The 13,294-nt window shown below is 70.3% G+C and carries 6 protein-coding genes; 3 read left to right on the top strand and 3 right to left on the bottom strand.

What is annotated here, in order from left to right; genetic code table 11:
* Position 1: 1 nt before the first annotated feature.
* Together VMS22_04355 and VMS22_04350 are read right to left on the bottom strand one after the other, a co-directional pair.
* Positions 2-964, bottom strand: coding sequence for an alpha-E domain-containing protein (locus VMS22_04355; protein HXJ33251.1), 963 nt, complete (start codon positions 962-964; stop codon positions 2-4).
* The gene (locus tag VMS22_04350; GenBank protein HXJ33250.1) at positions 964-2,412 is read right to left on the bottom strand and encodes a circularly permuted type 2 ATP-grasp protein; all 1,449 of its coding nucleotides are present in this window, start codon (positions 2,410-2,412) and stop codon (positions 964-966) included. The genes VMS22_04355 and VMS22_04350 overlap by 1 nt, the downstream gene beginning before the upstream one ends.
* Before the next feature lie 237 nt (positions 2,413-2,649).
* On the opposite strand from VMS22_04350, the gene VMS22_04345 reads away from it, so the two are divergent.
* On the top strand, positions 2,650-3,048 hold the full coding sequence (locus VMS22_04345; protein HXJ33249.1) for a hypothetical protein: 399 nt from the start codon (positions 2,650-2,652) through the stop codon (positions 3,046-3,048).
* Between the two features lie 80 nt (positions 3,049-3,128).
* On the opposite strand, the gene VMS22_04340 is transcribed toward VMS22_04345, so the two are convergent.
* Entirely contained in the window at positions 3,129-3,770 is a 642-nt protein-coding gene (locus tag VMS22_04340) for a hypothetical protein (protein ID HXJ33248.1), read from the bottom strand.
* A gap of 465 nt (positions 3,771-4,235) precedes the next feature.
* Here VMS22_04340 and VMS22_04335 point away from each other — a divergent pair, with 465 nt between their 5' ends.
* Both VMS22_04335 and VMS22_04330 read left to right on the top strand, forming a co-directional pair.
* Complete coding sequence (locus VMS22_04335) at positions 4,236-4,475, top strand: hypothetical protein (protein HXJ33247.1); 240 nt, start codon at positions 4,236-4,238, stop codon at positions 4,473-4,475.
* Positions 4,476-4,681: 206 nt separating this feature from the next.
* Positions 4,682-13,291 (top strand): glucoamylase family protein, encoded by an 8,610-nt coding sequence (locus tag VMS22_04330; GenBank protein HXJ33246.1) that lies wholly within the window; start codon positions 4,682-4,684, stop codon positions 13,289-13,291.
* The last annotated feature ends 3 nt before the right edge of the window (positions 13,292-13,294 follow it).

Below are 13,294 nucleotides of genomic sequence, written 5' to 3'. Positions count from 1 at the left end.
GTCAGGCGCTCTGCGCCTGCACCTGGAGCTGCGCGGGCTGGTCGAGGGTGAACCACGTCGCCCTGATCTGGTCGTGGACGTCGCCGAGGTCGCTCTGCACCTCGTCGATCAGGCGGTGGAGCCCGTCGAGGCTCATGGTACGGACGTCGGCGTCGGCGACCCGCGCCTGCACGCGCGCGAGGCTCTGCAGCGCGGCGGCGTTGCGCCGGAACGTCGCGAGCGACGCCGCGCTCGCCGCCAGCGTGTGGCAGACCGCGCGCGGGAACTGCGGATCCTTGAGGAGGAAGCGGACCACCTCCTCGGCCACGACGCGGTTGCGCACGTTCTGGCGATACATCTGGTAGGCCGACAGGCTCTTCAGCACGTTCACCCACAGGATGCTGTCGTACTCGCCGGGCTCGGCCTTGCGCGGCATCAGGATGAACACCGCGCTGTCGACGATGCGCGTCGTCATGTCGGCGCGCTCGAGGTTGCGCCCGATGCACACGAACTCGTACGCGGGCCCCTGACTCATGGTGCCGGCGAGCAGCCCGGCGATCTGCTGGCAGCGGAAGATGACGTTCTTCAGGAAGAAGAAGCGGTGCTTGCGGCCGACCGCCTTCTCGACGTTCGCGCGCGCGTAGAGGTAGAGCTCGTTCGCATGCTCCCAGGCCTCGGTCGGCAGTACGTCGCGGGTCGTGCGGACGTTCTCGCGCGCCATCGCGAGCGAGCTCATGATCGAGCCGGCGTGGTCCGGATCGGCGACCAGGAACTCGATCGTGCTGCGCTCGTCGTAGCGGCTGTACGACTGTTCGAACAGGGCGTTGGTGCCGGTGATGTCGACCAGGTGCTTCCAGCCGGGCTCGACGCCGACCGGCAGGTCCATCACCTGCGTCGTGTAGGCGTTCACGAGCCGCGCCGTGCTCTCGGCGCGCTCCAGGTAGCGCCCCATCCAGTAGACCCGCTCGGCGACGCGCGACAGCATCAGATCTCGCCCTCGATGACCCAGGTGTCCTTGCTGCCGCCACCCTGCGAGGAGTTGACGACCGTCGAGCCGCGGCGGAGCGCGACGCGCGTGAGGCCGCCCGGCGTCACGTACATGCGCTCGCCCTGCAGGATGAACGGGCGGAGGTCGACGTGCCGGGGCTCGACGTGGTCCTCGACCACCGTCGGGACGGTCGAGAGCTTCACAAGCGGCTGCGCGATGTAGTTGCGAGGGTCGGCCTCGATGCGCGCCGCGAACTCCGCGTGCACGGCCGCGCTCGCGGCGGGGCCGATCAGCATGCCGTAGCCGCCCGACTCGTTGGCCGGCTTCACGACCAGCTCGGGCAGGTGCTCGAGCACGTACTGCCGGTCGTCGTCGTACAGGCACACGTACGTCGGGACGTTCGGCAGGATCGGCTCCTCGGCGAGGTAGTACTTGATGATCTTCGGCACGAACGCGTAGACGACCTTGTCGTCGGCGACGCCGGCGCCCGGCGCGTTCGCGAGCCCGACGTTGCCCTTGCGCCAGGCGCGCATGAGCCCCCGCACGCCGAGCGCGGAATCGGGATTGAAGGCCTCCGGGTCGAGGAAGAGGTCGTCGATGCGCCGGTAGATCACGTCGACGCGTTGCAGGCCGTCGATGGTGCGCATGTAGACGCAGTCGTCGTCGCCGACGACCAGATCGGAGCCCTCCACCAGCTCGGCGCCCATCTGCTGGGCGAGGAAGCAGTGCTCGAAGTAGGCCGAGTTGTAGATCCCGGGCGTGAGGACCACGACCTCGGGGAAGTCGCCGGGCCGCGGGGAGATCGATCCCAGCATGTCGAAGAGCTGGTTCGGGTAGTCGGCGACCGGCAGGATGCTCGACTCGGCGAACAGCTCGCCGAAGACGCGCTTGGTGAGGATGCGGTTCTCGAGCATGTACGACACGCCCGACGGCACGCGCAGGTTGTCCTCGAGCACGTAGAAGTCGCCGTGGTGGTCGCGGATCAGGTCCGAGCCGCAGATGTTGGCCCAGGCGCCGAAGGGCGGCCGGATGCCGATGCACTGCGGGCGGAAGTTCTTCGAGCCGGCCAGCAGCTCGGCCGGGAAGACCCCGTCGTGCACGATCTTCTGGTCGCCGTAGAGGTCGCCGATGAAGAGGTTGAGCGCTCGCAGGCGCTGGCGGAGCCCCGCCTCGGTGTGGGCCCACTCGCGGGCGGAGATGATGCGCGGGATGATGTCGAACGGCCACGCGCGGTCGATGTTGGAGCCCTCGCTGTAGACCGTGAACGTGATCCCCATCTCCTCGATGGCGGCCTCGGCGGCCTCCTGGCGTGACCGGATCTCCTCGGTGCTGAGCGACGCGAGGTGGCGCGCGACCACCCGCCCGACGTCCCGGGGACGTCCGGGGCCGGTCATCATGTCGTCGTAGAAGCCGTTCGGGTCGTACGACTCCCAGTCGATCGTCATCGTGCGTCCGGTGGGTTGCGGCAGCGAGGTCACCAACTTGCCGGCAAGCCCCGTGCCAGCCCCTCGGCCCACGCCCGAGCGCGACATCGGCCGGAATCACCCGACCCGGTGCATGAAGCGCGCGCACCCCTGCCTCGAACGCGGGCACGCACCGCGCCCGCGGGGAGGGGAGGAGGCCCGGGCCCGGTTGCCCCGCCCCGCCGTGCATAGCCGCGAGGATCTGCTACTGTCCCCCCGATGGCTGACGCCGACGATGTCGACCTCAAGATGGATTCGGCCGAGCTCTATCGGGAGGAGATCTTCACCGACCGCAAGATCGGCACGATCCGCCAGCTGATCCCCGTGAAGAGCGACGGCTCACCCGACCCCAGCCGTACCGTCCTCTTCGCCGGCCAGACGCAGATCCTGACCGCCGGCGGCATGCTCCCCTTGAGCTTCGAGATCGCCGCCAACAACCTCGCCGAAGCCGTCCAGGCCTTCGGCGCCGCCGCCAAGCTCGCCCTGGAGGATACCGTGCGCGAGCTCCAGGAGCTCCGCCGCCAGGCCGCGTCCCAACTGGTCATCCCCGAACCCGGCGCCGCCGCCTCGATCCTCTCAGGCCCAGGACCCGCCGGCCGCGGCAAGATCCTTCGGTAGCGCCAAACCCATCCAGCGTCGCGGCGACCCGCGAGGCGCCAGCGAGCGGGACCCGCGGACCCACCCCCGACCCCCGCGACCTACGACGTCACCGGGATCGACAGCGACCAGCACACGATCCAGCTCGCGAACCCCACCAGCAGCGGAATCGTCAGGTTGTCGTCGATCCGTAGCGGCAGCATCTCGAGGACGGCGCCGGCGAGGCCGATCGCCAGCGCCGCCGCGGCGATGGACGTCGCGGGCGCTTCGGTCATCGTCGAGAGCGCGACCACCGCGACCACGAACGTCGCGCCGAGAAACGCGAGCGATCCTTCGATCGTCTTGTCCGCGACCAGGTGCCGCCGTCCCCACGTGATGCCGACCACCGCCGAGAGCGGGTCGCTGATGGCGAGCGTGTAGATCGCGATCAAGGCGATCACCTTCGGGAAGGTGAGGATCGTGAGGAGCACCGCGATCGCGTACGGGATCATCGCCGACTCCTTCAGCTGCTCCTCGGCGCGGAAGAAGGCGGCGTTCACCTGCGGGATCTTCTGCACCAGCTCGGGGTAGTGGATCCGCACGCGGTCGACGATGTACGCCACGCACGCGATCACGCCGAAGATGTGCACCACCTGCTCGTGGGTGAAGAGCCACGCGTAGGCCGTCGCGATCGCGACGCCGTTCGCCATGTGGATCGAGCGTCGCCCGAGGTGAATGTCCTTGCGCGTCGCCGACGCCGTCATGGTGTGCCACGGGTTATCCGCCGCGTACGACGTCGCACAAGGGCCGGGGCGTACACCTTGCGCCGTCGTCACTCCTCCGATACTCTGCATCTCGAGCCCGTTTTGAGCCCCGCAGCGCGTTCCGTGCAGGGGCCGTGTCCCTCCCCCACGTGTGCTCGGCGCGGACTCCGGAAGGAGAATCGTGCATGGCCACGGACGACGCCGATGACCTCGTGGCGTTTCGCAACGTCAGAGTCGTCAGCTCCACTTCCCCAGCGCTGTTCTGCGCAATCGGGGGCAAGCGTGTCTGGCTTCCACGCCGGCACATCAGCGGTCGCCTCTGGAGCAGGGGCGATTGTGGCGATCTGCTGATCCGGCGCTGGGTCGCGGTCGACCGCCACCTGCTGGACCCAGGCGAGCCGTCGGTCCCGCGACCGTCGCGGCTGAGTCCGCTGCGGTTGCTGCAGCGGGCGCGGGAGACGGGTCTTGGCAACTAAGGGCAGCGCATTTCGCGCCGAGGCCAACGTCTCGTTGCGGACCGTGTGCGCGGGGTGCGGCAAGTCCATCCCGACGGAGGTCGGGCACGCGCATCCACTCGATCAGGAGGTGCGGCGCGAGACCTGGGGACTCGTCGGCCACGAGGGCGGTCGGCGAACGGTGTTCGCGACCTGTGACGCCTGCCGCGGGGCCGGGTGGCGGCCGCCCGACTTCGAACAGGTGGAGTAGGATGCGAAACGGCTTGCGCCAGGTCCTGGGACACCACTGGAGACGGCTGCGACGCCGGGTGTTCGGTTCGGTCGTTGCTAAGAAGGAGCACGACGGTGAGAGTCGCGTTGCGGCGCGCGCCCGCTTCTGGGCCGAGCTACGCGAGGGGCAGCGCGAGGCCGAGGCCCGCTGTTCACGGCAGCAGCTCTGATTCGCCCCGCGCGCCCATGCTGAGGAGCACCCTGGCGGCGCCGAGCCCGGAGCTCGAGCCGCCGATCCGCGACGAGCTCCTCGGCGTCGAGCGCCTCGAGCAGCAAGCCGAGAGCCTCGCTGCCGAGCCCACCTCCGCCGCCGCCCCGAAGGCCCCGGCGCTGTCGTCACGGCTTCGCGACAACGGGCGGGTCCTGCTGCGGTGCTACCGGATGATCGCCGAGGTCATCCGCAACGAGGGTGCGATCACTCCGGCCGCGGAATGGTTCGTCGACAACTTCCACATCGTCGACGAGGGGCTTCGGGACGTTCGCAACGATCTGCCCGAGGGCTTCTACCGCCAGCTCCCCAAACTGGCCGGTGGTCCGTCGGCAGGTCAGCCACGCGTGTTCGCTCTCGCATGGTCGTTCGTCGCGCATACCGACAGTCACGTCGACCCCGAGACGCTTCGCCGCTTCGTCACCGCGTTCCAGCGCGTCGAGCCGCTGACCATCGGCGAGCTCTGGGCTGTCCCCATCGCGCTGCGCATGGTGCTGCTCGAGAACCTCCGGCGTCTGGCAGAGCACATGGTGAAGAGCCGGGCCGCCCGCCAGGAGGCCGACGCCCTCGCCGACGATCTCCTCGGAACGGGCGGCCACGCGACCGACCCGACGGCCTTCCGGCGTGTCGAGGACCAACCCCTGCCGACGGCGTTCACGGTCGAGCTCGTCCAGCGGCTGCGGAATCAGGACCCCGAGCTGACGCCGGCGCTCGCCTGGCTGAACGAGCGCTTGTCGGCGGGCGGGACGTCGGCCGACGAGGTCGTTCGCGGCGAGCACCAGATTCAAGGAGCGATGAACGTCACGGTGCGCAACGTCATCACCAGCATGCGCACGATGTCGACGTTCGATTGGACCGAGTTCTTCGAGCGCGTCAGCCTGGTCGACGAGGCGCTCCGCGCCGCCAGCGACTACGCGGCCATGGACTTCGCGACCCGGGACGCGTACCGGCACGCGATCGAGGATCTCTCGCGCGGCTCGGATCGTCCCGAGCTCGAGGTCGCGCGCGGCGCGATCGCCTGCGCGGCCCGCTTCGCGCGCGAGGCCGGGGGCGCGGGCATACGACCGGGGGATCGGCGGGAGGATCCGGGCTTCTACCTGATCGCGAGCGGGCGGCCGCTCCTCGAGAAGGAGATCGGCTACCGGCCTTCCGCGAGGCTGCGGCTCGTGCGAGCGTATGCGTCCGCGGCGACGGCCAACTACCTGGGAAGCATCGCCATCCTCACCGCGCTGGTCCTCGCCCTGCCGCTCGTCCACGCGCACGGGTCCGGCCTGGGGACCGGGTGGCTCGCAGTGCTCGGCTGCCTCGCCCTCGTGCCGGCCTCCGATCTCGCCGTCGCGCTCGTCAACCGAGCGGTGACCGAGCTCGTCGGTCCGCGACGTCTGCCACGCCTCGCGCTCCGCGACGGCGTGCCGCCGGACCTGCGCACCATGGTCGTCGTGCCGACCCTGCTGACGACCAACGCCGACATCGAGGAGCAACTGGGTCGGCTCGAGGTCCATTTCCTCGCCAACCCGGACGGCGATCTGCGCTTCGCGTTGCTGTCCGACTGGTCCGACGCCGCGGCCGAGACGATGCCGGGCGACGACGCGCTCCTCGCCACGGCGTCCGAGGGGATCCGGCGTCTCAACGAGCAGTATCCGCTCGAGCACGGCGAGGGCGAACGGTTCTTCCTGCTGCATCGACGCCGGGTCTGGAACGCGGGCGAGCGCAAGTGGATGGGTTGGGAGCGCAAGCGGGGCAAGCTGCACGAGCTGAACCGTCTTCTCCGCGGAGCGGGCGACACGAGTTTTCTGGGGACCGCCGGCGCGTCGCCCACGGCGCCCTCCGGCGTCCGCTACGTCGTCACGCTCGACGCCGACACCCGACTGCCGCGGGCCGCCGTCTATCGGCTCGTCGGGACGATCGCGCATCCGCTGAATCGTGCGACGTTCGATCCTCGCCTGGGTCGCGTGGTCGAAGGATACGGCGTCCTGCAGCCGCGCGTGACGCCGACCCTGCCGACCGAGCGAGAGGGCTCGAGGTTCCAGCGCATCTTCTCGGGGCCTGCCGGGGTCGATCCCTACGCGGCGGCGGTATCGGACGTCTACCAAGACCTGTTCGGCGAAGGCTCGTACATCGGCAAGGGCATCTACGACGTCGACGCCTTCGAAGCGGCGCTCGCAGGGCGCGCGCCCGAGAACACGCTGCTCAGCCACGATCTCTTCGAGGGCCTCTTTGCCCGGACCGCGCTCGTCACGGACGTCGAGCTCTTCGAGGAGTTCCCTTCGTCCTACGAGGTCGCGGCCTCGCGGCAGCACCGCTGGGCACGCGGCGACTGGCAGCTGCTGCCGTGGATCCTCCGCGGGCGCGCGCACGGCACGATTCCGACCCGGATTCCGGCGATCGCGCGCTGGAAGATGATCGATAACCTCCGGCGCACGCTCTCGGCACCTGCCACCCTCCTGACGCTGGTCGCCGGCTGGACGATCGCGGGCGCCTCACCGGTCGTCTGGACCGGTTTCGTCCTGCTCGCCATGGCGGTGCCGGCGCTGCTGCCGGCACTCTCCGACCTCGTGCTGCCACGCGCCGGCGTTTCCAAGCGGGTTTACGCCCGGACGGTTGCGCACAGCCTCGCGCTCGGCGGATCGCAGCTCGGCTGCCACGTCGCGTTCCTCGCGCATCAGGCGTGGCTCATGAGCGACGCCATCTGGCGGACGCTCGTTCGCCTCGCGGTGACGCGCCGGACGATGCTCGAATGGGTCACCGCCGCACGCGCGAAAGCCCGGCTCGGCCGCGATCTCGGCGGCGCCTACCGCCGGATGCACGGTGCCGTCGCCTTGCCCGTCGCGGTCGCCGTGCTCGTGACGATCGCCGCGCCCGAGCGCTGGCCGTTCGCGGCGCCATTCGTCGTCCTGTGGCTCCTCTCTCCCCTCGGAGCCCGGTGGCTCAGCCGTCCGGCGCAGAGCCATCCCGTCCAGCGCCTCTCGGCGCCCGAGGCGCGCACGCTGCGCGCCACGGCCCGCCGCACGTGGCGCTTCTTCGAGACGCTCGTCGGAGAGACCGACAACTACCTGCCGCCCGACAATCTGCAGGAGGACCCGAAGGCGGTCGTGGCGCACCGGACCTCTCCCACCAACCTGGGCCTCTACCTCCTGTCGACGATCGCGGCGCGCGACTTCGGATGGGTCGGCACGCTCGACACCGTCGAGCGCCTCGAAGGGACGCTGGCGAGCATGGCGCGCCTCGAGCGCTTTCGAGGCCACTTCTACAACTGGTACGAGACGCGCGACCGGCGGCCGCTCGAGCCCCGGTACGTGTCGACGGTCGACAGCGGCAACCTCGCCGGTCACCTGATCGCCCTCGGCAACGCGTGCCGGGAGATGATCGAACGACCGGTCGATGGCGACGAGGCACTGCGTGGCATCGAAGACGCGTTGCTGCTCACGCGCGAGGCGGTGAGCCAGCTTCCCGACGACCGCCGCAGTCAGACCGTCACGCAGACGGATCTCGACGAGGCAATCGACGCGGTCGCGGCGGCGCTCGTGCCCTCTCCGGGCGACCTCGAGGACTGGGGCGCGCGCCTCGGAGTCCTCGGCCCGCTCACCGAGACCCTGGTCGACGTCGCGCGAGCGTTCGCCGCCGAGCGCGGGGACGGCAAGGACGCCGGCGTGGTCGTCTGGGCTCGCGCGACGTGCGCAGCGGTCGCCAGCCACCGCCGGGATCTCGACGCCCGTATCCCCGGGTCCGCGGCCTCCCTCGCGCTCGAGCGCCGCCTCGGCGAGCTCCGTCGCGTGTCCCACGAGATGTTCGAGGCGATGGAGTTCGGGTTCCTCTTCGAAGGGAGGCGCAAGGTCTTCTCGATCGGCTACCGCGTGAACGACGGGAGCCTCGATCCGTCGGCGTACGATCTGCTCGCCTCCGAAGCCCGCCTGGCGAGCTTCATCGCCATCGCCAAGGGTGAGGTCCCGGCGTCGCATTGGTTCCGGCTCGGGCGGCCCATGACGCCCGTCGAGCTGGGCGCCGCGCTCGTGTCCTGGTCGGGGTCGATGTTCGAGTACCTCATGCCGGCGCTGGTCATGGAGTCGCCGCCGGCGAGCCTGCTGGATCAGACGGCACGCCTGGTGGTGCACCGGCAGGTGGCATACGGCGCCACGCACGGCGTTCCGTGGGGGATCTCCGAGTCCGCCTACAACGTGCGCGATCTCGATCTCACGTATCAGTACTCGAGCTTCGGGGTCCCCGGCCTCGGGCTCGAGCGGGGACTCGGCGAGGACCTCGTCATCGCGCCGTACGCCACCGGGCTGGCGGCGATGGTCGATCCGGGGGCGGCGGCCCGCAACTTCATCGAGCTCGCACGCGCTGGCGCCCTGGGACCTCTCGGGTTCTACGAGGCGCTCGACTACACGCGGGATCGCCTCCCCGAAGGGGCGAAGGTGGCCGTAGTGTACGCCTACATGGCCCACCATCAGGGGATGACGCTGGTCGCCCTGACCAACGTCCTGCGCGCCGGCGCGATGCGCGCACGCTTTCACGCCGAGCCCATCATTCAGGCGACCGAGCTGCTCCTGCAGGAGCGTGCCCCGCGGGGCGTCATGGTGACGCGCCCCCGGGTCGACGAGGTGAGAGCGCCGGCGCACGTGCGCGAGTACGTCGAGCCGGTCTATCGGCAGTTCGGGTCGCCGCACGACCCGACGCCGCGCACGCACGTGCTCTCCAACGGACGCTACGCGGTCATGCTGACGGCCGCGGGATCGGGCTACAGCCAGTGCGCCGGTCTCGCGGTCACCCGGTGGCACGAGGACGTCACGCGCGATCACTGGGGCACGTATGTCTTCCTGCGCGACACGAGGAGCGGAGCCGTGTGGTCGGCGACCTACCAGCCGACCTGCGTCGAGGCGGATTCGTACGGCGTCACCTTCGTCGAGGACCGCGCGGAGTTCCACCGGCGCGACGGCAGCATCGCGACGACCCTCGAGGTCTTCGTCTCACCCGAGGACGACGCGGAGATTCGGCGACTCTCGCTCACCAACCTCGGAACGCGCCCGCGAGAGATCGAGGTGACGTCCTACGCCGAGCTCGTGCTGGCGCCGGCGGCGGCCGACACGGCGCACCCGGCATTCTCGAACCTCTTCATCGAGACCGAATCGGCCCCCGAGCTCGATGCGCTGCTCGCCACCCGGAGGTCGCGCTCGGGCGGCGAAGCGCAGGTGTGGGCGGCGCACGTCGCCATCGTCGAGGACCAGCGCGGCGGCGGGACGCAGCACGAGACCGATCGCGGGCGATTCCTCGGCCGTGGGCGCGGGACCCGCAACCCGATCTCGGTCGTCGACGGCCGGCCGCTCTCCGACACGACCGGCGCGGTGCTCGATCCGATCTTCAGCCTGCGCCGGCGGGTCCGCATCGCACCGGGCGCCAGCGCCCGGGTCGTCTTCTCGACGATCGTGGCGTCCTCACGGGAGCAGGCGCTCACCCTCGCCGACAAGTATCGCGATCCCGGCACGTACGAGCGTGCGACCACGCTGGCGTGGACCCAGGCGCAGGTGCAACTCCATCATCTCGGCATCGAGCGTGACGAGGCCCACCTGTTCCAGCACCTCGCGAACCGCATCCTGTACTCCGATCCGACGCTGCGTCCGTCGGCCGAAGTGCTGCGCCGCAACGCCGCCGGACCGGCGACGCTCTGGGCGCACCGGATCTCGGGCGACCTCCCGATCGTTCTCGTCCGGATCGACGAGCCCGAAGACACGGCGATCGTCCGCCAGCTCCTGCGCGCCCACGAGTACTGGCGTCTGAAGGGGCTCGCCGTCGATCTCGTCATCCTCAACGAGAAGGCCACTTCCTATGACCAGGACCTGCAGGGCGCGCTCGACGCGCTCGTGCGGACGAGTCAGTCGACCGTTCGCCATCCGCAGGCGACGCAAGGCAACGTCTTCATCCTGCGGGGCGATCTGCTGTCCCCCAGGGACCGCGACCTGCTGCAGACGGCTGCGCGCGCGGTCCTGCTGAGCCGCCATGGGACGCTCGCGGAGCAGGTCATGCGCGCCGAGCGGTCGGAATTGCCGCCACCGTCGCCGCGACAAGCACCCCGGCCCGCGCCATCGACGGACGTACCGAGAGCCCGCCCCGAGCTCGAATTCTTCAACGGGCTCGGCGGCTTCGCCGACGACGGCCGCGAGTACGTGACGTTCCTCGGCGAGGGCCAATGGACGCCGGCGCCCTGGATCAACGTCGTCGCGAACCGCGACTTCGGCTTTCAGGTCTCGGAGTCCGGTGCCGGCTACACCTGGTCGAGCAACAGCCGGGAGAATCAGCTGACGCCGTGGTCGAACGACCCGGTCGGGGACACCCCGGGCGAGGCGCTCTACGTCCGCGACGACGAGACCGGCGCGCTGTGGGGGCCGACGCTGCTCCCGATCCGTGAAGATGCCCAACCGTACGTCGCGCGCCACGGGCAGGGCTACAGCCGCTTCGAGCATGCGTCGAACGGCATCGCCCTCGACCTGCTGCAGTTCGTGCCGGTGGACGACCCGGTGAAGATCTCGCGGCTGCGGATCGAGAACCGCTCGGGCCGCCCGCGGCGCCTCTCCGTCACCGGGTATGCCGAGTGGGTTCTCGGCGTCTCGCGCAGCGCCGCCGCGCCTTTCATCGTGACCGAGCTCGACGAGACGACGGGCGCGCTCCTGGCGCGCAACCCCTGGAGCATGGACTTCGGTAGTCGGGTCGCCTTCGCCGACCTCCGGGGACGACAGACGGCGTGGACCTGTGATCGCACCGAGGTGCTGGGCCGGCACGGCGCTCCGGATCGTCCCGCCGCGGTCGAGCGGGGTGAGCGGCTGTCCGGTCGGACCGGCGCCGGCCTCGACCCGTGCGCCGCGCTGCGGGCGTCGCTCGAGGTGCCCGCCGGGGGCAGCGCGGAGATCGTGTTCCTTCTCGGCGAGGCCGCGACGAAGGAGGACGCGCGCGCGCTCGTCACGCGCTACCGGACGGCCGACCTCGAGCGCGCGTTCCGCGAGGTGACCGCGCGGTGGGACGACGTTCTCGGGGCGGTCCAGGTAAGAACGCCCGACCGCGCCATGGATCTGCTCGTCAACCGGTGGCTCCTCTATCAGACGCTCGTCTGCCGCGTCTGGGCACGCTCGGCCTTCTATCAGGCCGGCGGCGCCTACGGCTTCCGCGATCAGCTTCAGGACGTGATGGCGCTGACCGCGACCAGGCCCGACGTCACGCGCGAGCACTTGCTGCGAGCCGCGTCCCGCCAGTTCGTCGAGGGCGACGTGCAGCACTGGTGGCATCCTCCGTCGGGCCGCGGCGTACGAACCAGGATCTCCGACGACGCGATCTGGCTGCCCTATGCCGCCGTGCACTACGTCGAGACCACCGGCGACGCCGCGGTCCTGGACGAGGTGATCCCCTTCCTCGAAGGTGCTCCGCTCGAGCCGGATCAGTCCGAGTCCTACTTCCAGCCCCGCGTCTCGGAGCAGCACGCCACGCTCTTCGAGCATTGTGCGCGGGCGCTCGAGCGCAGCCTCGAGTGCGGAAGCCACGGGCTTCCGCTGATCGGCACCGGCGACTGGAACGACGGGATGAATCGCGTCGGCCACGAGGGGCGCGGCGAGAGCGTCTGGCTCGGCTGGTTTCTCCACACGACGCTGCGGGAGTTCGCTCGCGTGGCCGAGGAGCGCGGTGAGCTTCGACGCGCGGCGCGCTGGCGGCAGCACGCCGGCGCCCTCGAGGGCTCGCTCGAGGAGCAGGCCTGGGACGGCAACTGGTACCGCCGGGCCTACTTCGACGACGGGACGCCTCTCGGGTCGGCCGAGAACGTCGAATGTCGCATCGACTCGATCGCGCAGTCGTGGGCGGTGCTCTCACGCGCCGATCCCGCGCGCGGTGCTCGCGCGATGGCGGCGGTCGAGGAGCATCTCGTCCGCCGGGACGAGAGGCTGGTCCTGCTCTTCACGCCGCCATTCGACCGTGCGCCGCTCGATCCCGGTTACGTGAAGGGCTACCCGCCTGGCGTTCGGGAGAACGGGGGACAGTACACGCACGCAGCCGCATGGTCGGTGATGGCCTTCGCTGCGTTGGGCGACGGCGACAAGGCCGTCGAGCTCTTCTCGATGCTGAACCCCGTGAACCATGCCAACACGCGCACGGGCGTCTCACGGTACAAGGTCGAGCCGTACGTGGTCGCCGCCGACGTCTACGCCGAGCCCCGGCACGTCGGGCGCGGGGGATGGACGTGGTACACCGGCTCGGCCGGGTGGATGTATCGCGCCGCGACCGAGTCGATCCTCGGGCTGCGATTCCGCGGTGCGACCCTGCATCTGGATCCGTGCATTCCGCGATCGTGGCCGTCCTACGAGGTCACCGTTCGACATCGCTCCGCACGGTACGCGATCCGCGTCGAGAACCCCGATCGGGCGACGCGCGGGATCTCGTCGGTGGAGGTCGACGGTGTGCGGCTCCCCGTCGGGACGGCGGTCATCCCACTTGCCGACGACGGGCGGATCCACCACGTCCGGGCGGTCTTGGGAGAGACCCCGGAAGCGATTCCCGAGGGCGCCCCGAGCGCGTCGAGCGGGTCGTCACCGCGGCCAGCCTCCGGTTGACCG

It is taken from the genome of Candidatus Eisenbacteria bacterium (assembly GCA_035577985.1).
Lineage (GTDB): Bacteria > Desulfobacterota > Binatia > DP-6 > DP-6 > DATJZY01.
This window is presented reverse-complemented; position numbering and strand designations above follow the sequence as displayed.

What these genes read in the sequence shown, in the direction of transcription:
- VMS22_04355 (HXJ33251.1), bottom strand. Translation starts at nt 964, where the DNA reads ATGCTGTCGCGCGTCGCCGAGCGGGTCTACTGGATGGGGCGCTACCTG.
- VMS22_04350 (HXJ33250.1), bottom strand. Translation starts at nt 2,412, where the DNA reads ATGACGATCGACTGGGAGTCGTACGACCCGAACGGCTTCTACGACGAC.
- VMS22_04345 (HXJ33249.1), top strand. Translation starts at nt 2,650, where the DNA reads ATGGCTGACGCCGACGATGTCGACCTCAAGATGGATTCGGCCGAGCTC.
- VMS22_04340 (HXJ33248.1), bottom strand. Translation starts at nt 3,770, where the DNA reads ATGACGGCGTCGGCGACGCGCAAGGACATTCACCTCGGGCGACGCTCG.
- VMS22_04330 (HXJ33246.1), top strand. Translation starts at nt 4,682, where the DNA reads ATGCTGAGGAGCACCCTGGCGGCGCCGAGCCCGGAGCTCGAGCCGCCG.